This window comes from Azospirillum tabaci (genome assembly GCF_014596085.1).
GTDB lineage: Bacteria > Pseudomonadota > Alphaproteobacteria > Azospirillales > Azospirillaceae > Azospirillum > Azospirillum tabaci.
This window is the reverse complement of sequence record NZ_JACCJY010000008.1, coordinates 93804-116095: the sequence shown is the minus strand read 5'-3', so window position 1 is coordinate 116095 and position 22292 is coordinate 93804. Positions and strand designations below refer to the sequence as shown.

Sequence of the window (22292 nt, the reverse complement as noted above, 5' to 3'; positions counted from 1 at the left end):
TCTCCCCGGAGGGGAGAGGGAATTTTAGCCGTGATTACCGGACGGAAGGCTCACGCCGCCGCGGCCACCCGCTCCAGCTTGGCGGGGAGGCCCTGGCGCACCGCCGTTCCGGCGATGGGATCGACCCAGACCGAGGCGCCCGGACGGGTCGGGTCGTGCAGGCCGAGGTCGTTGATGTTCACCCCCGCCCCGATCTCCGGCACCACCGGCTGGCGGTGGCCGCCGATGACGTGCGGCCGCGCGCCGAACTCCTTGTGGCCGAAGCCGTGCTCGACGGCCAGCACGCCGGGCATCACGCCGTGCCGGACGATGGCGGTCGCCAGCTCCGACTCGCCCGGCGTGGCGATGCGGATGCGGTCGCCGGTGGCGATGCCCAGCCGCCGCGCGTCCTCCGCGTTGATGCCCACCGGATTCTCAGGGTGCAGGTGGCGCAGGCGGCTCGCCGCGATGGTGTAAGCGCTGACCAGCACCGACTTCGAGCTGATGAGCTGGAAGGGCCAATCCTCCGCCGTGTGGACCTGCCGCATCGGCGTGCCGTCGGCGAAGGCCGGGGGCGTCCAGGCGGCGGTGCCGGTCCAGCGCTTGCCGGTGACACTGCTCCGCGCCGCGCCGACCGCCTCGTTGTAGACCAGAAGCCCGTCCTTGAAGCGGTGGGTGGCCCTGTCGCCCTCGAAGCCCTCCGCCTGGTTCTGGTAGCGCCCGCCGCGCGCCAGGATGAAAGCGACCTTGCGCCACTCTTCCTCCTTCAGCACCGCCTGGAGCGCCGGCAGGACGCGGGCGACGCCGGACAGGGCGATGTCCTCGTCCGTGGCGTCGGGCACCGGCTGCTTGCCCAGCCACGCGATGTTGGCGCCGCCGCGCAGGTACCAATCCTCCGGCCGTTCCAGCGGATAAGTGCTTCCGTCCATGTCGGCGATGGCGTCCGGGCCGAAGCCGGGCAGGCCCAGCCGCTTCGCCAAGGCGATCAGGAAGGTCTCCATCTGGACGTGCCGGCCATCCGGCAGCGGCTCGGTGCGCGGCGTCACCACCGGCCAGCGCGCCGTCGAGGTCTTGGTCGGCACGCCCGCCCAGGGCGCCGCCCAGCCCCAGGTCTCGTACAGCACGGTGTCGGGGATGATGTAGTCGGCGAAGGCCGTGGATTCGTTGATGAAGGGGTCGATGGCGACGATCAGCGGCAGCGCCTTCGGGTCGCGCAGCGTCGCCTCCACCTGGGTTCGGACGCCGGGGATGCCGTAGAGCGGGTTGCTGTTCCACAGGAACAGGGCCTTCAGCGGGTACGGGTAGCCGTCCACCACGCCGCTGGTCAGATACTCGGTGGTGAGCTGCGGGGCGTTGGGGTACCAGGGTGCCTTGGCCGGATAGGGCTTGCCGGCCTCCTTCTTCGCCTTGAACTCGCTGGATTTCTCGTAGGGGACGGGGCGGCTGATCGGCGTGCCGGAGGGCTTCACCTGCCCGGGGAAGCTCGCCAGCTTGTAGCGCGGGCCGTCCTGCTCGTCCGGAAAGCGCCCGCCGCCGAAGATGGTGCCGCCCTTCCAGTTGAGGTTGCCGATCAGCGTGTTCAGCGTCACCACGCTGAAGGCGTTGTAGAAGCCGTTGCCGGCCATCATGCCGCCGTGGGCGTTGGCGGCGGCCTTCTTGCCGTGGCTGGTGAACTCCCGCGCCAGACCGGCGATGACGTCGGCGGGGATGCCGCAGGCGTCGGCGTAGCCGGCGAGGTCGAGCCGCATCGCCTGCTCGCGCAGCAGGGTCAGGCTGGTCTTCACCGCCACCTCGTCCACCGGGGTCGCCACCGTCCCACTGTGGAACAGCGTGGCGGGTCCCGTCAGGGCGTCGTGGGCGACCGGGGTGCCGGCGGGGTCGAGCACGACGAAGGCGTCCTTGGCGCCGTAGCGCTCCTTGTCGTCCAGCGTCACCCAGCCGAGGTCGGAGGCGCGCAGCATCCGCCCGTCGCGCGGGTGGCCCGCTTGCTGGATCACCAGATGGGTGGCGTTGCACCAGCCGGCCTCGCCCGCCGCCTCCGCCGCCTTGCCGTTGGGCTGGGAGAGATAGTTGCTGTCAATGCGCCCGTTCTCGAACATCCAGCGCATCATGCCCATGACCAGGGCGCCGTCGGTGCCCGGCCGGATGGGAATCCAGTTGGACCGCTCCGCCGCCGCGCGGTTGTCGGCGTTGGTCAACACCGGATCGACGACGACGTAGTTCAGCACGCCGTCCGTTCGCCCCTTGGCGAGCAGCATGGCCTGCCGCTTGAACGGGTTGCCGGCGTTCGACGGGGCAGTGCCGATGAACAGCACGAACTCGGCGTTCTGCAGGTCCGGCTTGGCGTGCGGCATCTTTTTGGCGTCGCCGAACACCGCCCCCGAGCCGGACCGGTAGGCGCCGCCGCAATAGGAGCCGTGGCCGACGAAGTTGATCGTCCCCAGCGCCTGGTTGAAGAAGCGCCGCACGAAGGGCTCCCGCCCGTCGTTGACCGACGACAGCAGGGCCACCTGGTTGACCTTCGGCCCCAGTTCGGGTGCGGCCGGATCGATGAGCGTCTTCAGGTCGCGCAAGCTGCGCAGGCCGGGCACCGAACCTTCGCCGAACAGGTCGCCGCCCTCCGCGATCTCCTCCACCAGCCTGTCGAAGGCGATGGGTTCCCAGCGCCCGGAGCCGCGTGGGCCGACGCGCTTCATCGGCGTGGCGACGCGGAAGGGCGAGGTCAGCATCTCCAGCGCCGCGTTGCCCCGCCCGCAGGCGGTCGAGCGGCCCTTCAGCCCCTTCTCGTCCAGCCGCGACAGGGACTTGAAGCTCTCCTTGATCGGCGTGCCGTAGGGCAGGAAGGGATCGGTGGACAGCGGGCTGTAGGGGTTGCCGGCAACGCGCAGCACCTTGTTCTTCTCCACATCCACCCGGACGCGGACGCCGCACAGCGTGGTGCAGCCGAGGCAGGCGACGTTGGCGACGATCTGGCCCGGCGTCGGGGTGAGGGCGCCGGTCGCTGGATCGACGCGGAATTCCGGGGCCGGGGCGTTGCCGGAGATGGCGTGGTCGGGCTTGTCCCCGGCCCAGGCGCCCTTCACGAGCTTGCGCCCGGTGTCGGAGAAGCCACCCGCGAAGGCGGCGAGCGCGCCGCCGGCGGCGCTGGTCTTCAGGAGAAGGCGACGGGAAATCGACATGATGGTGCTCCGTTCACTCGGCGGCGGCCACGGGTCCGGCGGGCGCCTGGGCGGCGCGGGTCGGAGCGGGCGCCGGGCGGCGCGGGGAAGGCAGGATGGCGGTGAGGGCGATCAGCAGGAACAGCCAGAGCCCGGCCGTGCCGACGATCCCCAGCAGCCCCTCCGGACCGGCGGGCAGCGCGTAGTCGTAGAAGCCGGCGCCGGTCTTCGGCACGGTCTGGCCGCCGATGAAGACGGTCCAGCGGAACATCCAGGCGCCATGCAGCGCGATCAGCCCGGTCAGCAGGCCCGTCCTGGCGGGCTTGGCGACGGCGATGGCGAAGGGCAGCGCGGTGGCAGCGACGGCCCAGACGGCGGTGACGCGCCACGCCTCCGACCCGGCGACGCTGCCCAGCGCCTCCGCGTGGGTGGAGTCCAGCCCGAACAGGCCCAGCGCCAGCCACAGCGCGCCGGCCAGCATGACGCCGCCCAGGAAGCCGGCGAGCAGCCGGTTCGCCCGCACCTCCACCGCGCGGTCGTTGCCGGCGGCGAAGCGGTTCAGCACCAGCACCAGGCCGGCGGCCCCGGCCAGCGCGGTCATCAGAAACTGAATGGGCAGGAAGGGCGTGTGCCACAGCGGGCGCGCCTTGACCACCGCGACCTCCGCCCCGGTGTAGAGGGCGACGAGAAGCGCGCCGGCCAGGGCGAACAGGCCGGCGGCGCGGATCAGCGCGTCGTTGCGGCCGCCGCCCAGCGACGCCAGCCGGTAGAGCGCGGCGAGGCGGCTGTCCACTTGGCCATGCGCCTGCAACTCCTCGCGGAATCCGGCCCAGCCGTAGACCAGCAGGCCCGTGACGTAGAACGGGATGAAAACCGAGCCCCACCACATCCACGATGTCGGGCGCAGCACGACGTAGAAGTGCCAGAAGCGGCCTGGCTGGTGCAGGTCGGATAGCAGCGCCACCGGGGCGGCCAGACCGCAGGTCAGCGCCACCAGCAGGGCGATGCGCCCGAGCGCGCGCCAGTCCTCGCGGGCGAAGGCGTAGCCGGGCAGGCTGAGCAGCAGACCGCCGACCGACAGGCCGATCAGGAAGAAATACTGGACGGCCCAGGGAAGCCACGCGACCTCGCGGGTCACGTTGATGACCTCGACGATGTGGTTGTCCATCACGCGTGCTCCTTCTTGGCGTGGGTTTCGCCGCTGGGCCGCCAGAGCGTCGGCGTGCCGTCGACCTTCCCTTGGAAGCGGGGATCGAGGCCGAGGTAGAAGACGCGGGGCCGGGTCCCCTGCTCGGGCTTCAGCACCTTGGGGTTCTCGTCGCGGACCAGGGTGGAGACGGCGCTGTCCGGGTCGTTCAGGTCACCGAAAATGCGCGCGCCGCCGACGCAGGTCTCCACGCAGGCGGGCAGCAGCCCGGCCTCCACGCGGTGGACGCAGAAGGTGCATTTGTCGGCGGTCTGGGTCTCGTGGTTGATGAAGCGCGCGTCGTAGGGGCAGGCCTGGACGCAGTAGGCGCAGCCGACGCAGACGGTGTTGTCCACCACGACGATGCCGTCCCGGCGCTGGAAGGTCGCGCCGGTCGGGCAGACGGGGATGCAGGGCGGCTCCTCGCAGTGGTTGCACAGGCGCGGCAGCATGTAGCTGCCGGCCTTGCCCTGCTCCGTCACCTCGTAGGTGGAGACGATGGTGCGGAAGCTGTTTTCCGGGACGTCGTTCTCCATGATGCAGGCGACCGTGCAGGCCTGGCAGCCCACGCATTTGCCCACGTCCACCACCATCGCCCAGCGGTGCGCCGGATCGCCGTCGCGGCGGAGCGGCACGGCGCCGGGGGCGGCGGCGGCGGGCATCGCAGCCACCGTCGCGGCCCCGATGGTCGCGGCGCCCGCGCCGAGGCAGAAGTTGCGCCTTGATCGGTCCATGGCTGGCCTCTTCGCACCTGATTCCTTCGGCCGCGACGAACCGCGGCCCTACGGTGCGAAGGGTACCGGCCCCCTGTCCCCACTCCCATTGGGGGCATCCCTACACTTCTTAGGGTAAACCCCAGTGACGACATGCCGCAGGGGGCGGTCGTTCAAGGCAATCGCACTTGACCTTCATAGCCCTCTCCCTCTGGGGAGAGGGGATTTCAAATGCGGTCAGCCCTTGAGGGCGTTGGCGACCGCGTTGGCCACGCCGGCGTGGATGGCGTCCCGCTCCTTGAAGCCATCCGCCGTCTCGGTCAGGTAGCTGGCGATCAGCAGCGGTGCCCTCCCCTCCGGCCAGACGATGCCGATGTCGTTGGCCGTCCCGCGCACGCCGGTGCCGGTCTTGTCGCCGACGCGCCAGCCCTTCGGCAGCCCGGCGCGCAGGCGCTTGTCACCGGTCCGGTTGGCGATCATCCAGGCGATGAGCCGATCGCGTGACGCCGGGGTCAGCGCGTCGCCCAGCATCAGCCGCTCCATGCTGTGGACCATCGCCGCGGGCGTGGTGGTGTCGCGGGGATCGCCGGGAATGGCGCTGTTCAGCGACGGCTCATTGCGGTCCAGCCGGGTATTCTGGTCGCCCAATGTGCGCAGGAAGGCGGTCAGCCCGGCGGGGTCGCCCACCGCCGGCAGCAGCAGGTTCGCCGCCACATTGTCGCTGAGCGTCATCGTCGCCTCGCACAGCTCGGCCACCGTGGGGGGCGGGCCGTCAAGGCGGGTTTCGGCGAAGGGGGCGTAGGGGACCATGTCCGCCTTGGTCACCGGGATGGGCCGGTCCAGCAGCTCGCGTCCCTCATCCACCCGCTTCAGGACGGCGCCAGCCAAAAGAAATTTAAAGGTGCTGCACATCGGGAAGCGCTCGTCCGCGCGATGCCCGAAGCGCTGCCCGGTGCCGGCGTCGAACACCGCCACGCCCAGCCGCCCGCCGCTGCGCTTTTCCAGCGCGGCGATCGCGTCCGCCAGCCGCTTGTCCCCGAATTTCCTGGGTTTCTCCGCCTTCACGCCGGTTGCCGCCAGCACCGTTATGCCGCCCGCCGCGGCCAGGAAAGCCCGCCGTCCGATCATCGTGTCCTCGTGTCATGCCGTGTCGATGGGCGGACGATAAAAAGCTCCCAGCGCTCGAACAAACGATGATAGTTTTCTCAACCCACAAGAAAAACTTATGGCTGTCCATGGCCCGTCCCCAGCTTCCGCTCAACGCGCTGCGCGCCTTCGAGGCGTCGGCCCGCCATCTCAGCTTTACCCGCGCCGGGCTGGAACTGTGCGTCAGCCAGGCGGCGGTCAGCCAGCAGATCCGCACGCTGGAAGCGCGGCTGGGCGTCACCCTGTTCCGCCGCCTGCCGCGCGGCCTCGCTTTGACCGACGAGGGGGCGGCGCTGGTGCCGGTGCTGATGGACGCCTTCGAGCGCATCGGCGCGACGCTCGACCGCTTCGCCGACGGGCGTTACCACGAGGTGCTGACGGTCGGGGTGGTGGGGACCTTCGCCACGGGCTGGCTGCTGCCGCGCTTGCCGGCCTTCACCGCGGCGAACCCGGCGGTCGATCTGCGCATCCTGACCAACAACAACCGGGTCGATCTGGCCGGCGAGGGGCTGGATTTCGCCATCCGCTTCGGCGACGGCTCCTGGCACGGGGTGGAGGCGGTGCCGCTGCTCGACGCTCCGCTGACTCCGCTCTGCGCCCCGGCGCTGGCGCAACGGCTGTCCGCCCCGGCGGACCTCGCGCGGGAGGTGCTGCTGCGCTCCTACCGGGTCGAGGAGTGGCAGCGCTGGTTCGCATTGGCTGGGGTGCCCTGCCCGGCCATCCGCGGTCCTGTCTTCGACTCCTCGCCCACCATCGCCGCCGCCGCCGCGATGGGCGCCGGGGTGGCGCTGCTGCCCGCACGCCTGTTCGGGCACGACCTCGCCACCGACCGGCTGGTCCGCCCCTTCGCCATCGAGGTGCCGGCGGGCCGCTACTGGCTGACCCGCCTGCACTCCCGTCCCGAGACGGCGGCGATGCAGAGCTTTCGCCACTGGATCGCCGCTGCCGTCCGCGCGGAGGATTAGGCCGGTGCCTCAGGCGGGAGTCGGGGCCTGCTCCGGCAGGACGCCGGCCTGTTTCAGCTCCCGCCAGAAGTCCGCCGGGATCGGCTGCTTCATCAACGCCATATTCTCGTGCACGCGCGGCGGGTTCTTGGTGCCCGGAATGACCGACGCGACGACCGGGTGCGCCGCGCAGAATTGCAGCGCCGCCGCCCGCAGGTCCACGCCGTGCCGGTTGGCGATCTCGGCCAGACGGTCGCGCGCCGCCACCTTGTCCGGCGGAGCCTCCTGGTACTCGAAATTCTTGCCTCCGGCGATCAGGCCGGAGTTGTAGGGGCCGCCGACCACGACATGGACGCCGCGTTCCTGGCAGCGCGGGAACAGGGTGTCCAGCGCCGGCTGGTTCAGAAGGCTGTAGCGCCCGGCCAGCAGGAAGACGTCCGGGTCGGCCCGCTCCAATGCCATCACGCAGGGTTCCACCCGGTTGACGCCAAGGCCCCAGCCGCGGATCACGCCCTCTTCGCGGAGCCGGGTCAGCGCCACGGCGGCGCCCTTCATGGCGGTGTCGAACACCTCCAGCCAGCGGTCGCCGTGGGCGTCCTCCGCGCAGTCGTGGATGTAGGCGATGTCGATGCGCGCCATGCCCAGCCGTTGCAGGCTGTCCTCGATGGAGCGGCGCACCCCGTCGGCGGTGTAATCATAGTCCACTCGGAAGGGCAGCCCCTTCACGAAGGGGCCGTGCTTGCCGCCCTTGCTGGAGTCGGCGCGCAGCAGGCGCCCGACCTTGGTGGACAGGACGAACTCGTCGCGCGGACGGTTGCGCAGAACATGGCCGAACCGGTGCTCCGATATGCCGGGGCCATACTCCGGCGCCGTGTCGAAATAGCGGATGCCGGCGTCCCAGGCGGCGGTCAGGGTGGCCTCGGCCACGTCGTCCGGCACCTCCTCGAACATGTTGCCGAGCGGAGCGCCACCAAATCCGATGGGTCCGGGCGGAGCGAAATGCTTGCGATCCGGCATGATCGACCTCTCGTTGTTTTGTGCGTGCGCGGGGGGTTCCAGTCTGCGCTCCGACGGCGCGTCTCTCAACATCCGCCCTCAACATCGGCCCTCAACATCGGGGCGGCTGCGGCGTTCCCATTCGCAACCCGCCGACACGGGCGTGGCAATTTGCGACGCGGATGGGAGCTCGTTGGCAAATTGCAACGGTTGGGAAGGAACAACCGCGCGCCCTTCTCAGGAATTTTGCTGGGTGGAACAGCAATTGCGCGGGGATTGGGAGTTGGTACGGAATTTGAGAATGATTTGATCCGGTGCGGGCAACCGCCGACGAACAAAAAATACCCCAGGCAGGACATCCCATCATGACCACCTCCGTTCGTGCTTTCGCCAACTTGCGCACCGCCACCAAGGTCTACACCGGCTTCGGGGTCACGCTGGCCCTGCTGGTCACGTTGGGGGCGGTTTCCTGGAGTGGCCTTCGGTCCAACGACGAAGCGTTGCGCAGCTACGCGGTCCAGTCCGACGTCACCCTGACGCTGGCGGAGGCCGACACCGCGGTGTCCGACGCGCTGGGGGCTGCGGCGGAGTTTCTCGTCTCCGGGACGGACGGCGCGGCCAACCGCTTCCGCGCCACCGCCGGCGAACTCCGCCGGCAACTGGACAAGGCAGCCCCCGGCATCGGCGATTCGCCCGACCGTCAGGCGGTGGAGGAGATCCGCGGGCTGGAGCGGGACTTCCTGACCGGCTTCGACCGTCTGGTCGCCCTGCGCACCGAACGTGACGGCATCGTCGCGGAGGTCGTGAACAAGCTGGGCGCCGACATCCGCCGGACGCTGAGCGAGTTGGTGACGGTCGAACGGCAAACCGGCAATCTGGACCGCACCGTTCAGGCCGCGGGCGTCAGCGAGCAGTTTCTGCTGGTGCGCGTGCTGGTCGCCCGCTTCGTGACCGAGACGAAGCCCGAGGATCTGGTCCGCATCCGCCAGGATCTGGCGGCGGTTGCCGCCGACGTCGAGAGCGAAGCCAAGGGCTGGGCCGACTCCCCGGGCGCCGCCAAGCGCACCGAGATGCTCGCCAAGCTGCCGCGCTACACCGCCGGCATCGAGCGCATCGCCGCCATCGCCGAGGAGATGACGCGCGTCAACGCTGACACGCTGACCCGTGCCGGGGCCCAGATCAATGGGAAGATCGGGTCGATCCGCCAGCACTCCACCGAGGTCCTGAAGGAGCTGGAGCGCAGCGCCGCCGCCGCGGTGAGTGCCGCCGAACGCCAGGGCGCCGCGGTGACCGCCGCCGCCGTGGCGCTGGGCCTGCTGCTGGCCTGGATGATCTCGCGGGCGATCACCCGTCCGCTCGGCGCCATCACCGGGGCGATGGGCCGGCTGGCCGAGGGCGACCGGACGGTGCAGGTCGACGAGGGATGGCGAAAGGACGAGATCGGGGCGCTGGCCCGCGCGCTCCAGGTCTTCAAGTCGAACGCCGAGGAGATGGAGCGCATGCGCAAGGCGCAGGAGGAGGCCGAACGGCAGGCCGCCGCGCAGCGCCGCGCCACCATGATCCGCATGGCTGACACCTTCGAGGCCACCGTCCAGGGCATCGTCGAGGCGGTGGCGAGCGCCGCCGGCGGCATGCACAACGCCGCCAGCACCCTGTCCGGCACCGCGGCGGACGCCAGCGAGCGCTCGCTTCTCGTCGCCTCCGCCTCCGAGGAGGCGTCGGCCAACGTGCAGACCGTCGCCAGCGCGACGGAGGAGCTGTCGGCCTCCATCGCCGAAATCGGCCAGCAGGTGGAGATCTCCACCCGCATCGCCGGTCAGGCGGTGACCGACGCGGAAGGCGCCGATCGCACCATGCGCGCCCTGGTCACCGCGGCCGACCAGATCGGCCAGGTGGTGGAGATCATCAGCGGCATCGCCGCCCAGACCAACCTGCTGGCGTTGAACGCCACCATCGAGGCCGCCCGCGCCGGCGAGGCCGGCAAGGGCTTCGCGGTGGTGGCGGGCGAGGTGAAGGCGCTGGCCAACCAGACCGCCAAGGCGACCGATGAGATTCAGTCGAAGGTGCAGGAAATCCAGCAGACCACCGGCGGCGCGCAAAAGGCCATCGGCAGCATCGGCCAGACCATCGGGCGGATGAGCGAGATCGCCACCACCATCGCCGCCGCCATCGAGGAGCAGGCCGCCGCCACTCGCGAGATCGCCAGCAGCGTCTCCCAGGCCGCCCAGGGAACGGAGGAGGTGTCGCGCAACATCGCCGGCGTCAGCACGGCCGTGTCGGAGACTGGCAGTGCCGCCAGCCATGTCCACGGCACGTCGGAGGAACTGGCCGCCGAGGCGGAGCGTCTGCGCAGCGAGGTGCGCAGCTTCATCGCCACCGTCCGGGCCGCCTGATCCGGCAAGAGGAGGGATCGCCGCTTGTTCCGGCTTCCATTCGCCGGATGGGTGGTAGGCTGAATCGGGGCGCCTGAACGTCGGGCGTCTCGGTTGGGCGGCCGGGATGGACGGCCATGGCGAAAAGGATTTCTCCAAAGACGGCCTCCGGTTTCGCACGGCGCTTTGCCGGGCTGGCCGGGGGCTACTGGTCGGGACAGGACCGCTGGTCGGTGCGGCTGCTGGCAGCGGCCCTGCTGGTTCTGACGGTGGCGCAGGTGTCCGTTCCGGTGATGATGAACCTGTGGAGCCAGCGCCTGTTCGACGCGCTGGAGCAGCGGGCGATGGACCGCCTGCCCGTTCTGGCCGCGGCGGCCGGCGGCATCCTGCTGTACAACATCGCCGTTACTGTGGCGCATCTGTGGGTGAAGCGGCGCCTCCAGTTCGGCTGGCGGGCGTGGCTGACCCGGCGGCTGGTCGGCGCGTGGGTGTCGGACGGACGGGAACTGGCCCTCCCCTCCCATCCCGGGGACCACGACAACCCGGACGGGCGCATCGCCGAGGACGCTCGTGTCGTCACCGAACTCGCCATCGATCTGGGTCATTCGCTGACCTATTGCCTGCTGCTTCTGGTCAGTTTCGCCAGCATCCTGTGGCAGCTTTCCGGCGTGGTGCCTGTCACTCTCGGGGGTGTGAGCGTACCGGTGCCCGGCCATCTGCTCCTCCTCGCCCTGGCCTTTGCCGCCGCCGGGACCGCCGCGGCCATCGCCGTCGCCCGGCCGCTGGTCCGCGCGGCGAAGCGCAGGCAGGGGCTGGAGGCCGATTTCCGCTTCGGGCTGGCGCGGGTTCGCGAGAACGCCCCGGTCATCGCCCGGCAGCGCGCCGAGGCTGTAGAGCGCGGCCGCATGGCCCTGCTGTTCGGCGGGGTGCGCCGCGGCTGGGACCGGCAGACCGGCGCGCTGGTCCGCGTGATGGCCTTCGGCGCGTCCTATTCGGTGCTGTCCGCGGTCTTTCCCATCCTGGTGGTGGCGCCCCGCTACGCCGCGGGAGCCATCACGCTGGGGGTGATGATGCAGACCGCGCAGGCCTTCCAGCAGGCCGTCGCGGCGCTGTCCTGGCCCATCGACAATCTGGCGACCGTCGCCCAGTGGACGGCGTCGATCGAGCGCGTTCTGGGGCTGAAGGAGGCGCTGGACGGAATCACCCCCTTGCCCCCGATCAAGGCGCCCGCTCCCGGCTTCCTGTCCGATGGCGGCAACACCGCGCGGAAACGGTGAGGCGGTCCGGCACTTTCCGTTTGACCTCAACTTAGCTTGAGGTTCTATCCTGCCGCCGCACGCCGAAACCTTGGGAGGGACCGGGCCGAATGCACCGCGAGATACGGCTCCTGCTGCGCCGCTGGAAAATCATTCTGCTGAAGAAACGCGAAAACCGTCGCCGCCTTGCCCTGTTCAGGCCCATCCTGCCCGGCGCCAACCTGAAGGACCGGCTGATCGCCTGCTGCGGCGCCATGCTCGGCCTCGCCGCGACGGGCCTGCTGTGCCACAACCTGCTGACCCACATCACCAGCGCGCCGGCTTTGGTGGCGCCCATGGGGGCGTCGGCGGTCCTGCTGTTCGCGGTGCCGGCAAGCCCGCTGGCCCAGCCCTGGTCGATCATCGGCGGCAACACCCTGTCGGCGCTGGTCGGGGTGATGGTCGCGGCGCTGATCCCCGACCCAATGCTGGCCGGCGGCGTGGCGGTGGCGCTGGCCATCGCGACCATGTCGATGACGCGCTGTCTGCATCCGCCGGGCGGTGCCGCCGCGCTGACCGCGGTGATCGGCGGGCCGGCGGTCGCGGCGTCGGGGATGCAGTTCGTGCTCTATCCGGTGGCCGTGAATTCCATCCTTCTGGTGCTGGCGGGGTGGACGTTCCACCGCTTCTCCGGCCATTCCTACCCGCACCGGGCGCCGCCCAAGCCGGCCAACACCCACGGCACCGCCGACCCGCCAGCCCGTATGCGTGCCGGCGTGACCGCCGATGACCTGGACGAGGCGATCCGCGAGCTGGGGGAGGCGTTGGACGTCAACCGCGACGACCTGAGCGCCCTTTTGGAGAAGGCCGAGCTTCACGCTATGGAGCGGATGCACAGCGGGATCACCTGCGGCGACATCATGGCCCGCGATGTCGTGACGGTGAGCGCGGAAGCCCATCCGGAGGTGGCCCGTGCCTGCCTGATCGAGCACGCCTTCCGCACCCTCCCGGTGGTGGACCGGCACAACATGGTGGTCGGGCTGGTCGGGCACCAGCATCTGGTCGGGGATGCCGCGACGGTGGCCGCGGTGATGGCCCCGCCGGTGACCGCCGGCCCGGAAACCCCGGCCTTCCGCCTGCTCGGCCCGCTGTCGGACGGGGGCACGCACGAGGTCGCCATCGTGGATGGGAGCGGTGGGCTGCTGGGGGTGGTGACCCAGACGGACCTGCTGCTGGTGATGGCCCGCACGAATCTTTTGCAATCGCTGGACAGTGTCCGGAGTCCAGACGGGCTGTTGGCATCGGCAAGCCGCTGAACCGCAACAGCAGCCACGGCTCCGCGAGAAAATTTTCTCGCGGAGCCGTGGCTTCTCTCACTCCCCTCCCCTGCCCTTCCCGGAGTTCAGGATCGCGTCGATGTCGTCACGGATCGCGCGGAGCGTCTCCCGGTCGATGTCCGCCAGGGCCAAGCCCTGTTCACGAACGCTGGCGACGGTCTGGCGCGCCCCGAACACCGCCTTCGCCAACGGCTTCGGCAGGGCGCTGCCGGTCGGAACCGCGGTGCTGCGGGGCTTTGCCGCTGCGGGCGCCGGGGCCTCCTCGTCGGCGGACCGCCGGGTCATCTCCTTGACCAGCGCGTCCCAGCCGCGCAGCTGTTCGCCCTCCCCTTTCAGCCGGGCGATCTCCACCAGCCGATAGCGCGCTGGGCGATGCAGCGGATACTCGTCGCGGATGCGCTGCGGCAGTCGGCTGATGAGGAGCGCGCGGGAAATGTCCACCCGGTCCTTGCCGACGATCCGGCCGACATCCTCCTGCCGATAGCCGTGACGCTCCATCAGCCGGGCGTAGGCGTCGCCCTCTTCGAAGGGGGACAGATCGGCGCGGACGACGTTCTCGATCAGCGCCAGCTCGTCCGACGCGCCGGTGACGGTCACGGCGTAGATGGTCGGATGGCCGAGCGCCCGCACGGCGCGGAAGCGCCGCTCCCCGAAGACGAGCTGGAACCGTCCGTCGCCCAACTGCTGCACACCGACCGGCTGGGCCAGCCCATGCTGCGCAATGGAGGACTTCAGCGCCTCCATGTCCGCCTCGTCGAAATGGCGGCGGGGTTGGTCGGGGTTGGTGACGATGCGGCCGACGTCGATCTCCACGACGACCGGACCGCGGCGGCTGAAGCCCTGCCCGTCCTCGCGGGCCTGACGTTCCGCTGCTGCGGTGGTCAGCACGCCGGTGTTCGTCCGGGCCAGTTTACGCGACATGGGCCATCACCTCCGGCATGCGGGCACGTTCCTGGATCAGCGCGTCGGCGACGGCCTGATAAACCTCGTAGCCCGGCGCGTCCGGCACCGCCTCCAGCGCGGCGCGCCCGGCGGCCACCGCCTGGGCGTAGACGGTCGCCCGCGGGATCGGGCCGAAGACGCGCAGCTTGGCGCCGAACAGGTTGCGGATGTCGTCGAGCGACGCCTGGTCCTGGGTCAGCCGCGCGTTGAACATCGTCGGCAGGATGCCGAGAACGCTGACCCCCGGGTTGGCCCGGCGGCGGATCATGTCCAGGTTCTCCAGCAGGAACTCCACGCCCGCGACGCTCAGCATCTCGGTCTGGCAGGGAATGGCGACGGTGTTGGCGGCGGTCAGCGCGTTGCGCGCCAGCATGCCGAAATGCGGCGGGGTGTCCACGAAGATGAAATCGTAGCTCTGCCGCGCCCCGCCATCCAGGCACTCACGAAGCGCACAATCCCCCGAGGACTGGCTTTGCAGTTCGGCCTCCGCGTCGCCCAACCGCATGCCGCTGGGGATCACGTCCAGCCCGCTGTCGGTGGTGACGATGTAGTCGCTGAGGTCGAAACCTTTCCCCCGCGATTTCAGCGCCTCCACGGACGCCTTCAGCGCGTAATAGAGGGTCTTCTCCTCGCGTTCACGCTCGATGGAGTTGATGCCGAGATGGATGGTGGCGTTGGCCTGCGGGTCCGCGTCGATCAGCAGGACCTTGAAGTGCCGGGCGAGCAGGGTGGCGGTGTTGACGGTGAAGGCGGTCTTGCCCACGCCCCCCTTGCGGTTGGCCGCCGCACAGATCAGCGCCGGGCCGTGATGAGTCACCGTTCCGATCTTCTCCTGCAACAGCAGGGAAATGACCGGGGCCGGGATCTTCTCGCTGCCGTTCTCCCAGCGCGAGATCTTCGCCTTGTCGTATTTCCGGCCGAGCTTCTCGTTCAGCCAAGCCGCAAAATCCGGCTGGTTCAGCGTCCGGCCTTCCCGGAACGCCTTGATGTCCTCGCCGCGCATGGTTCATTCCCCTGCCTTGCCCCGAGGCCACTTTTGCGCGGCGCCAAAGCCCGGTCAAGCCGGAATGTTGACTCCGGGGCAGGGGAGAGGAGTCAACATTCGGCGAGAAAATTTTCTCACGGGAAAGCGCCCGGCGGGCGGTGCGACCACGGCACCGCCCGCCTCTGCGGTCAGCCCGGCTTGTAGGCCGCCTTCGCTTCGGGCATCAGCTTTTGCAGGGCGGCGATGCGGTCCGCCGTGCCGGGGTGGGTGGACATGAAGGTGGGCTGCTCGGCCCCCGCCTGCTTCATGTTCTGCCACAGCTCGATGGCCGCCTGCGGGTCGTAGCCGGCGCGGGCCATCATCAGCAGCCCGGCGCGGTCGGCTGCCAGCTCCTGGTTGCGGGAGTAGGGCAGCAGCAGGCCGTATTGCGCGCCGGTGCCCAGCGCCGCGGCGATCATCTCGCTGCCGCCGACCCCGCTCGCCCCGGCGACGGCCCCCAGGATGCTGGTGCCGGCGTCGGTGGCCATCTGGGTGCTCACCCGCTCGGCGGCGTGGCCCTCCAGATTGTGGGCGATCTCATGGCCGATGACCGCGGCGAGCTGCGCGTCGGTCTTGGCGTATTGGAACAGCCCCTCATAGACGCCGATCTTCTGGCCGGGCAGGGCGAAGGCGTTGGCTTCCTTACCCTGGAACACGCGCACCTCCCAACCCGCGGGGTCGAGCGAGGCGGCGCGCAGCAGGCGGGCCGAGATCTGCTCGGCGCGGCGCTGATAGCTGGCGTTGGTGGTGGCCGGAGTCGACTGGATCAGGCGTTGCCAGTCTTGCTGACCGAGTTCGACGAGCTGCTCCTGCGAGACGAGGTTCAGCCCGAGCCCCGTCGAGTTTCCGGCGCATCCGGCCAGCGCCAGGGACCCGGCCAGCGCCGCGGCAAGGCACAGGGGTCGGACGGTCATGATCGGCATTGCTGTTCCTCCATTGTGGTTCTGTCCTCCGCATCCTATCCGATGGCGGATGGGCTGTGCCGGGGCAATTCGGTGGCCGTGTCGTGAGAGCCGCAACGTTTCACGGGGCGGGATGTTGCCTCCGATCACCGCCGATACGAAACGAACCGGGAGTACGGCATGCCGATCAAAGCCTTTGCACTCAACTGCACCTTGAAGCGGTCGGGAAAGCCATCCTCGACCGACGCGACGATCGGCTTGCTTCAGAAGGACCTTGCCGCCCATGGGGTCGAGGTGGGGGCGCCGGTCCGCGTCGCCGACCATGACGTGAAGCCCGGCGTCCCCTCGGACGAGGGGCCGGGCGATGCCTGGCCGGACCTGCGCCGCCGCGTGCGGGTGGGGAGGCTAGGCAGAAGACCGATTTTCAGGGTCTGGACACGGTCCGGACAAAAGGTGGTCTCCACCTCCGCCATGGCCGCGCGCAACGCCGCCCACCTCGCGGGCTTCCTGAAGGAGAAGCAGTATCCCGGCGATTAGACGTCTAATAGCGTCGCATCGCCGTCTCCTCCCGGCCGTGCCATTCTGTGGATATCCTCACAAGAGCCTTCTCAACCGCCCGCGCGATTCCATGTATAGTCGGTCTTGTAGGCCGGCGATGCGATGGCGTCGCCGCGGGTGGATGGCGGCAGGAGGAACGGGTGACGACGCTCAAGGAATTCGAAGAAGCCTTGAAGACGGCGGGCAACACGGAGGCCCTGGAGATCCTGGGCAAGCTGCGCGAGCGCGACAAGGCCCAGCGGTCGATCCGCCCGGCGCGGCGCGTCGTCGGCAAGAAAATGACGCCCGAACTCGCCGCGCAGATCCTGGAGCTTCACCGCACCACCGACATGACGCAGCAGGAAATCGCGTTCCAGCTCAGCGTCAACCAGGGCCGCGTGAACGAGGTCATCAAGCGCGGCAAGTGGCTGAACGACGACCCCAACGCGCCGGAGGCGGTCGCCCGCGACAAGGCCAAGGCCCGCGCCAAGGACGGGGTGGGCATCGACCCGCGCCCAACCCGCCCGAAGAAGAAAAAGGCGGCCAAGCCGGCCGAGGAATCGGCGGTCGAGCCGGTCCAAGAGGCCGTGGCGGAGGACGCGCCGCCTGTCGAAGCTCCGGCTACGGAAGAACCGACACACACCCCTGAGCCGGTCGAGGCGGCCTTGCAAACGCCCATTCCCGAACCGGCTCCTCTGGAGCGGGTCGAGATGGCTCTGGACCCGAACGCCCAGGATGCGCCGGCAGAAGACAAGCCGGCTGCGGAGAAGGCGCCCAAGGAAAAGAAGAAAAAGCGGAAAGCCGAACCGCCGGCGCAGCTTCTCTTCGACGGGCTGTAAGGCGTCGGTTAGCCGCGGCGGGGCTGCCACCAACGGGCCAGGAAGCCCAGCCCGGCGAAGCGCACGACGTGGTGCGTGCCGACGAAGGCGGTGTCGAGGCCGAGCACGAAGGCCACGATGGTCATCGCCTCCACCCCGCCCGGCGCGTAGGCGAGCCAGAGCTGGCCGAAGGGAAGCCCGAGCATCCACGCTCCCGCCCAGGCGAAGGCCGAGGACAGGGCGAGCGCCAGGGCCACGCTCTCCAGCGACGGGCGCAGCGCCGCCCGCAGGGACGCCAGCGTGACCCCGGCGAAACGCGACCCGATCAGCGCCCCCGTCACCACGAAGCCCGCGTTGAGCAGCCAGTTCGGCAAGCGGTGGTCCACGAGGCCGCTGCCGTGCAGCAGCGCGCTTCCCAGCATGGCGCCGAGCAGCACGCCGCCGGGCACGCGCAGCTTCTGGAACAGCAGGCCGGCCAGGGCGCTGGCCCCGACCAGCAACGCCAGTTCGGGCAGGGCGCCCGCCGCGTCGGACAGGGCAGGGCGGGGCGGCAGGCCCGGCGTGGACGACACCAGTTCCAGAAGCCAAGGCATGGCGGCGACCAGGACGAACAGCCGCAGGCTTTGCGCCAGCGCCACCCGCGGCAGGTCGGCCCGGCTCTCCGCCGCCAGCACCAGCACCGCGCCCAGCGCGCCGGGAACGGCGGCGTAGCGCGCGGTCGCCGGGTCCCAGCGGTGCACCCGCTCCAGCCACGCCGAGCAGGCGTGCAGGCAGGCCATCACCGAACCGGCGAGCAGGGCCATGCTGAGCGGCCAGGAGGCCATCTGGTGCAGCGTGTCGGGCGTCACCCCGGCGCCCATGGAGATGCCCAGCAGAACGAAGGCGGCGGTGCCGAGCGGGGAGGGCAGGCGCAGCGTCAGCCCGCCGAGCGCCCCGCCGGCCACCGCGGTCATCGCCCCCATCAGCCACGCCGCGGGAAGCCCGGCGACGGCGAACAGCCCGCCACCCAGGGCGGCCAGAAGGAGGGTCTGGGCGGTGGAGGCGAGTCGCTTCATCATCCGTCGGGTCCGGCTTCGGCAAAGGGCCGTGCACTGTGCGTGTCCCCCGCAATGTCGTGCAACCGGTAAGGGCGGTCACCTGCCAAGCGTGTGCGGCATGGGCCGGCGATTGTCCGGACCGTCCGCCTGCTGCATTGTCGGAACAACCAGCCGCCACGGCGGCCCAGACGACGCGGGAGGGGACCATGCCCAAGAAATCCACGGGACGGACGCCATGAGGTTCGCCGCCAACCTGTCCATGATGTTCACCGAGCGGCCCTTCCTGGAGCGGTTCGGTGCCGCGGCGGCGGCCGGCTTCGACGCGGTGGAATTCCTGTTCCCCTACGACGTTCCGGCGGAGCGGATCAAGGCGGCGCTGGACGCCCATGGGCTGACCCAGGCGCTGTTCAACCTGCCCCCCGGCGATTGGGCGGCGGGGGAGCGCGGCATCGCCAGCCTGCCGGGCCGCGAGGCGGAGTTCCGCGAGGGCGTGGCGACGGCCATCGCCTACGCCAAGGTGCTGGGCAACCGGCTGCTGCACTGCATGGCCGGCACCCCGCCGGAGGAACTGGAACGGGACGCGGCGCTGGCGACCTACACCGGCAATCTGCGCCATGCCGCGGCGGCCTGTGCGGAGGCCGGGTTGACGCTGCTGGTGGAGCCGATCAACAACCGCGACATGCCCGGCTATCTGATGAACGGAACCGCGCTGGCCCGCCGGGTGATCGGAGACGTGGGGGCGTCGAACCTGAAGCTCCAGCTCGATCTCTACCATTGCCAGATCAGCGAGGGCGACCTCGCCACCCGCATCCGGGCCAACGCCGACTTCACCGCCCATGTGCAGATCGCCGGTGTCCCCGACCGCCAGGAGCCCGACCGCGGCGAAGTCAATTATCCCTATCTGTTCGAGGTTCTGGCCGGCACCGGCTACCGCGGCTTCATCGGCTGCGAGTACCGTCCCCGCGCCCGGACGGAGGACGGGCTGGGCTGGTTCCACGCCGCCGCCACGCAGGCCGCGCGCTGACCATGGATCTGCTCGCCCCCCTGTCCAGCATCGCCGCGGTCGTCGTGCCGGTGTTCCTGATTGCCGCCCTCGGCTTCGGCTGGAGCCGCGCCAAGCTGCCCTACGACAGCGCCTTCATCACCACCTTCGCGATCAACGTTTCCACCCCCTGCCTGGTCTTCTCCTCGCTGGCCCGCCTGACGTTGGGAGGGGACGATCTGCTGACCATGGCGGTGGCCTCGGTCGGGAGCATGGCGCTGGCCGGGTTGATGGCGACGCCGATCCTGCTCGCCAGCCGTTTGCCGCTGCGCGTCTATCTGCCGGCGCTCAGCTTCCCCAACGGCGGCAACATGGGCATTCCCGTCTGCCTGTTCGCCTTCGGGGAAACCGGGATGGGGCTGGCGGTGCTGTTCTTCGCGACGCTCGCCGTCCTGCAGTTCACCATCGGCCCGGCCCTGGCGGCGGGGCGCACGGACGCCAAGCAGGTGCTGCGCACCCCGGTGATCTACGCGGTCGCGCTGGCCGTGCTGGTCCTGATGACCGGCCTCCAACCGCCGCAATGGGTGACCAACACAACGACGCTGCTCGGCAACTGCGCGGTGCCGCTGATGCTGTTCTCGCTGGGGGTGGCCCTGGCAGGGCTGCGGATGCAGGGAATGCTGCGCTCGCTGGCCATGTCGGCGCTCCGCCTGCTGCTCGGCTTCGCCGCCGGGCTGACGGTGGTTGAGGCGCTGGACCTGGAGGGCACGATGCGCGGCGTCGTGCTGCTGGAAAGCACCATGCCGGTGGCGGTGTTCAACTACCTCTGGGCGCTGCGCTACAACAACGCGCCGCAGGAGGTCGCCGGGATGGTGCTAGGGTCCACGGCGCTGTCGTTCCTGACGCTGCCGCTGCTGTTGGCCGTGGTGATGTGAAGAGGGCAGGGGAGTTGATTTCCCCCACCCTGGCCCTCCCCCGCTGGGCGGGGGAGGGAGAGGCAGTCTCCTCCCCTGCGGGGGAGGGTTAGGGTGGGGGCAAAACTCCGCAACGTCTGAACTGGCCTCACGCCGTCGCGGCGTCCGAATGGGTTGCCGCGCGCACCCGGCGGTGGAAGGACGGCGGCACCACGCAGGTCCCGAAGAACATCAGGTAATGCCGCATCTTCGGGTCGCCCGCCCGCGTCGCCTCGGCCAGCAGGCGGCGGACGGCGTTCCAGTCACCCTCGCGGCGGGCCATGCCGACGACCTTGGTCATCAGGAAGGCGGCGTAGGCGTTGCCGGTCATCAGCGGACGGTGCGTGCGCGCCCATTCGAAGGCTTGGCGCCAGTCGTCCACCGAATGCAGCGAGGCGCGGCCCTCGTCGATCTCCACGAAGCACAGCGGCTCGTCGACGAAGACCAGCTCGGCCCCCGGCTGGTCGAGCGCCCGGAACAGCCAGCCCCAATCCTCGAAATGGCGGTAGTCCGGCATCGGCACGGCGAGCGCCAGCGAGCGCGGTACCATGATGGTCGGGGTGGCGAGATAGCCAGGGCGGGACAGCGGGCTGCGGCGGTCGATCAGGTAATCGCTGATCGGCTCGCCCGGCTCCGGCCGGCGCTGCGGCCAGACGTAGCGGCGCTCGCCGATGCTGACGCTGGTGCTGCAGGAGACCACCGGCAGCTTGGCGCCCGACGCTTTGGCGGCGGCGAGCTGGCGTTCCAGCTTCTCCGGCGCCCAGGAATCGTCGTCGTCCAGGAAAGCGATCCACTCGCCCAGCGCCGCCTGCACACCGGCGTTGCGCGCCCCCGCGGGACCGAGCGACGCCGGGTTCTGCACGATGCGCAGGCGGCGGTCCTCCACCGCCTCCAGCGCCGCGACGGTGGCGGGGTCCGGCCCGTCGACGACGACGACGATCTCGACGTCCTTGAGCGTCTGGGCGCGCACGCTCTCGACGGCGTTCAGCACGAGATGCGGACGGTTGCGCGTCGGGATGACCGCGCTGACGGTGACGGGCGGGGCTTCCGCCGTCCCGCCCTTCGCCTTTCCGCCGTTCACCTCAACGTCCTTCATCGCTTGTACTCCAGATATTGGAAGCCCATCAGGCCGTAGAGATAGCCGCTGCCGACGCAGATTTTCTGGAGCCGGCGGATCGGCCAGCTCGTGTCGAAGGCCATCACCATCGGCACCAGCGGCAGGGCGGCGAGGTTCAGCGCGATGTGCGCAAGGCCGAGCGTGGAGCGCTTGACCAGCGTGCGGCGCTGGCCGTTCAGCTTGGCCTCGGTCAGCGACACGCAGGTGCCCAGGCGAAAGGCCCGGCGCAGGATCCAGCGCGCGGTCATGCGGCTGGCCGGCACATGCTCCTCGATGGTCGCTTCGTCGCACCAGACGATGCGGTGGCCCTGGCGGCGGATCTGCTCGAAGAACAGCACGTCGCTGCCGCCGGACAGGCTCAGCTCCGGGTCGAAGCGCACGCCGCCCTTCAGGATGGAGCGGCGGAACAGCACGTTGCCGGTGGCGCAATAGGCCGGTTCGCTGCCCGTGGGCATGCGCTGCAGATCGTGGAAGCGGCCCTTGGTCAGCCAATCGGGCGGGCGCTTCTCGTAGATCGGCAGGACCGGGCCGGCGACCACGGCGGCGCCGGTGCGCTCCATGGCCGTCACCAGCCAGTCCAGCCAGCCGGGGCTCGCCACCTCGTCGTCGTCGATGAAGGCGATCAGGTCGGCGTCCGTGGTCTCGTCCAGGCAGCGGTTGCGGGCGGCGGGAATGCCCGGCACCGGCTCCGCCGCGTAGCGGATGGGGAAGCGCCAGTCCTGCGCCAGTTCGCGGCACAGCGGTTCGGCGGAGCGCGCCGGGTCGTTGTCCACCACCAGCACTTCGACGTCCAGCGGGGCGTCGGGGTTGAAGGTCAGCCCCTCCAGCGACAGCAGCGTGCGGTGGAGATCCTTCGGCCTGCGGTAGGTGCACACGCAAACCACCAGCTTTTTCGACATGATGCCTGTTCCTTC

General features: G+C 70.1%; 19 protein-coding genes. 8 read left to right on the top strand and 11 right to left on the bottom strand.

The genetic code is table 11. From position 1 onward, the window contains the following. Positions 1-50 precede the first annotated feature (50 nt). The 4 genes from H0B54_RS11895 to bla form a co-directional block, all read right to left on the bottom strand. Complete coding sequence (locus H0B54_RS11895) at positions 51-3158, bottom strand: molybdopterin dinucleotide binding domain-containing protein (protein ID WP_188260485.1); 3108 nt, start codon at positions 3156-3158, stop codon at positions 51-53. Positions 3159-3171: 13 nt separating this feature from the next. Then, positions 3172-4305: an NrfD/PsrC family molybdoenzyme membrane anchor subunit gene (gene nrfD, locus H0B54_RS11890; protein ID WP_188260484.1), complete on the bottom strand. Its 1134-nt coding sequence runs from the start codon at positions 4303-4305 to the stop codon at positions 3172-3174. Further along, positions 4305-5057, bottom strand: a complete 753-nt coding sequence (dsrO, locus tag H0B54_RS11885; protein ID WP_188260483.1) for a sulfate reduction electron transfer complex DsrMKJOP subunit DsrO — start codon at positions 5055-5057, stop codon at positions 4305-4307. Before dsrO ends, nrfD begins: the two co-directional genes overlap by 1 nt. A 216-nt stretch (positions 5058-5273) precedes the next feature. Beyond that, positions 5274-6164, bottom strand: a complete 891-nt coding sequence (gene bla, locus H0B54_RS11880) for a class A beta-lactamase (RefSeq protein ID WP_188260482.1) — start codon at positions 6162-6164, stop codon at positions 5274-5276. A 107-nt stretch (positions 6165-6271) separates the two neighbouring features. Between bla and H0B54_RS11875 the strand changes: the two genes are divergently transcribed. Beyond that, positions 6272-7147 carry a LysR family transcriptional regulator gene (locus H0B54_RS11875; RefSeq protein ID WP_188260481.1) on the top strand — a complete coding sequence of 292 codons (876 nt, stop codon included), beginning with the start codon at positions 6272-6274 and terminating at the stop codon, positions 7145-7147. A 9-nt stretch (positions 7148-7156) separates the two neighbouring features. On the opposite strand, the gene H0B54_RS11870 is transcribed toward H0B54_RS11875, so the two are convergent. Beyond that, positions 7157-8143, bottom strand: coding sequence for an aldo/keto reductase (locus tag H0B54_RS11870; protein WP_188260480.1), 987 nt, complete (start codon positions 8141-8143; stop codon positions 7157-7159). Between the two features lie 344 nt (positions 8144-8487). Here H0B54_RS11870 and H0B54_RS11865 point away from each other — a divergent pair, with 344 nt between their 5' ends. The 3 genes from H0B54_RS11865 to H0B54_RS11855 all read left to right on the top strand — a co-directional run bounded on the left by H0B54_RS11865 (position 8488) and on the right by H0B54_RS11855 (position 13045). Then, complete coding sequence (locus H0B54_RS11865; RefSeq protein ID WP_188260479.1) at positions 8488-10515, top strand: methyl-accepting chemotaxis protein; 2028 nt, start codon at positions 8488-8490, stop codon at positions 10513-10515. A gap of 116 nt (positions 10516-10631) precedes the next feature. Then, on the top strand, positions 10632-11771 hold the full coding sequence (locus H0B54_RS11860) for an SbmA/BacA-like family transporter (protein ID WP_188260478.1): 1140 nt from the start codon (positions 10632-10634) through the stop codon (positions 11769-11771). Between the two features lie 89 nt (positions 11772-11860). Continuing rightward, positions 11861-13045: an HPP family protein gene (locus H0B54_RS11855; RefSeq protein WP_188260477.1), complete on the top strand. Its 1185-nt coding sequence runs from the start codon at positions 11861-11863 to the stop codon at positions 13043-13045. A gap of 57 nt (positions 13046-13102) precedes the next feature. On the opposite strand, the gene H0B54_RS11850 is transcribed toward H0B54_RS11855, so the two are convergent. The 3 genes from H0B54_RS11850 to H0B54_RS11840 all read right to left on the bottom strand — a co-directional run bounded on the left by H0B54_RS11850 (position 13103) and on the right by H0B54_RS11840 (position 15946). Continuing rightward, positions 13103-13987, bottom strand: coding sequence for a ParB/RepB/Spo0J family partition protein (locus H0B54_RS11850; protein WP_188260476.1), 885 nt, complete (start codon positions 13985-13987; stop codon positions 13103-13105). Continuing rightward, positions 13977-15011, bottom strand: coding sequence for an AAA family ATPase (locus H0B54_RS11845; RefSeq protein WP_137142548.1), 1035 nt, complete (start codon positions 15009-15011; stop codon positions 13977-13979). The genes H0B54_RS11850 and H0B54_RS11845 overlap by 11 nt, the downstream gene beginning before the upstream one ends. A gap of 170 nt (positions 15012-15181) precedes the next feature. Further along, the gene (locus H0B54_RS11840) at positions 15182-15946 is read right to left on the bottom strand and encodes a M48 family metallopeptidase (protein ID WP_246472492.1); all 765 of its coding nucleotides are present in this window, start codon (positions 15944-15946) and stop codon (positions 15182-15184) included. 168 nt (positions 15947-16114) lie between these two features. Between H0B54_RS11840 and H0B54_RS11835 the strand changes: the two genes are divergently transcribed. Both H0B54_RS11835 and H0B54_RS11830 read left to right on the top strand, forming a co-directional pair. After that, the gene (locus tag H0B54_RS11835) at positions 16115-16471 is read left to right on the top strand and encodes a hypothetical protein (RefSeq protein WP_188260474.1); all 357 of its coding nucleotides are present in this window, start codon (positions 16115-16117) and stop codon (positions 16469-16471) included. Positions 16472-16632: 161 nt separating this feature from the next. Beyond that, positions 16633-17310, top strand: coding sequence for a hypothetical protein (locus H0B54_RS11830; RefSeq protein ID WP_188260473.1), 678 nt, complete (start codon positions 16633-16635; stop codon positions 17308-17310). An 8-nt stretch (positions 17311-17318) separates the two neighbouring features. On the opposite strand, the gene H0B54_RS11825 is transcribed toward H0B54_RS11830, so the two are convergent. Next, the gene (locus H0B54_RS11825) at positions 17319-18347 is read right to left on the bottom strand and encodes an AbrB family transcriptional regulator (protein WP_188260472.1); all 1029 of its coding nucleotides are present in this window, start codon (positions 18345-18347) and stop codon (positions 17319-17321) included. Positions 18348-18561: 214 nt separating this feature from the next. On the opposite strand from H0B54_RS11825, the gene otnI reads away from it, so the two are divergent. Further along, complete coding sequence (gene otnI, locus H0B54_RS11820) at positions 18562-19350, top strand: 2-oxo-tetronate isomerase (RefSeq protein WP_188260471.1); 789 nt, start codon at positions 18562-18564, stop codon at positions 19348-19350. Positions 19351-19352: 2 nt separating this feature from the next. Then, complete coding sequence (locus tag H0B54_RS11815; protein ID WP_188260470.1) at positions 19353-20243, top strand: AEC family transporter; 891 nt, start codon at positions 19353-19355, stop codon at positions 20241-20243. Positions 20244-20370: 127 nt separating this feature from the next. Here the strand turns inward: H0B54_RS11815 and H0B54_RS11810 are convergent, their stop codons facing one another. Together H0B54_RS11810 and H0B54_RS11805 are read right to left on the bottom strand one after the other, a co-directional pair. After that, a complete protein-coding gene (locus H0B54_RS11810) occupies positions 20371-21357 on the bottom strand; it encodes a glycosyltransferase family 2 protein (RefSeq protein WP_014241999.1) in 987 nt (328 codons plus the stop codon). Then, positions 21354-22277 (bottom strand): glycosyltransferase family 2 protein, encoded by a 924-nt coding sequence (locus H0B54_RS11805; RefSeq protein ID WP_188260469.1) that lies wholly within the window; start codon positions 22275-22277, stop codon positions 21354-21356. Before H0B54_RS11805 ends, H0B54_RS11810 begins: the two co-directional genes overlap by 4 nt. Between the last annotated feature and the right edge of the window lie 15 nt (positions 22278-22292).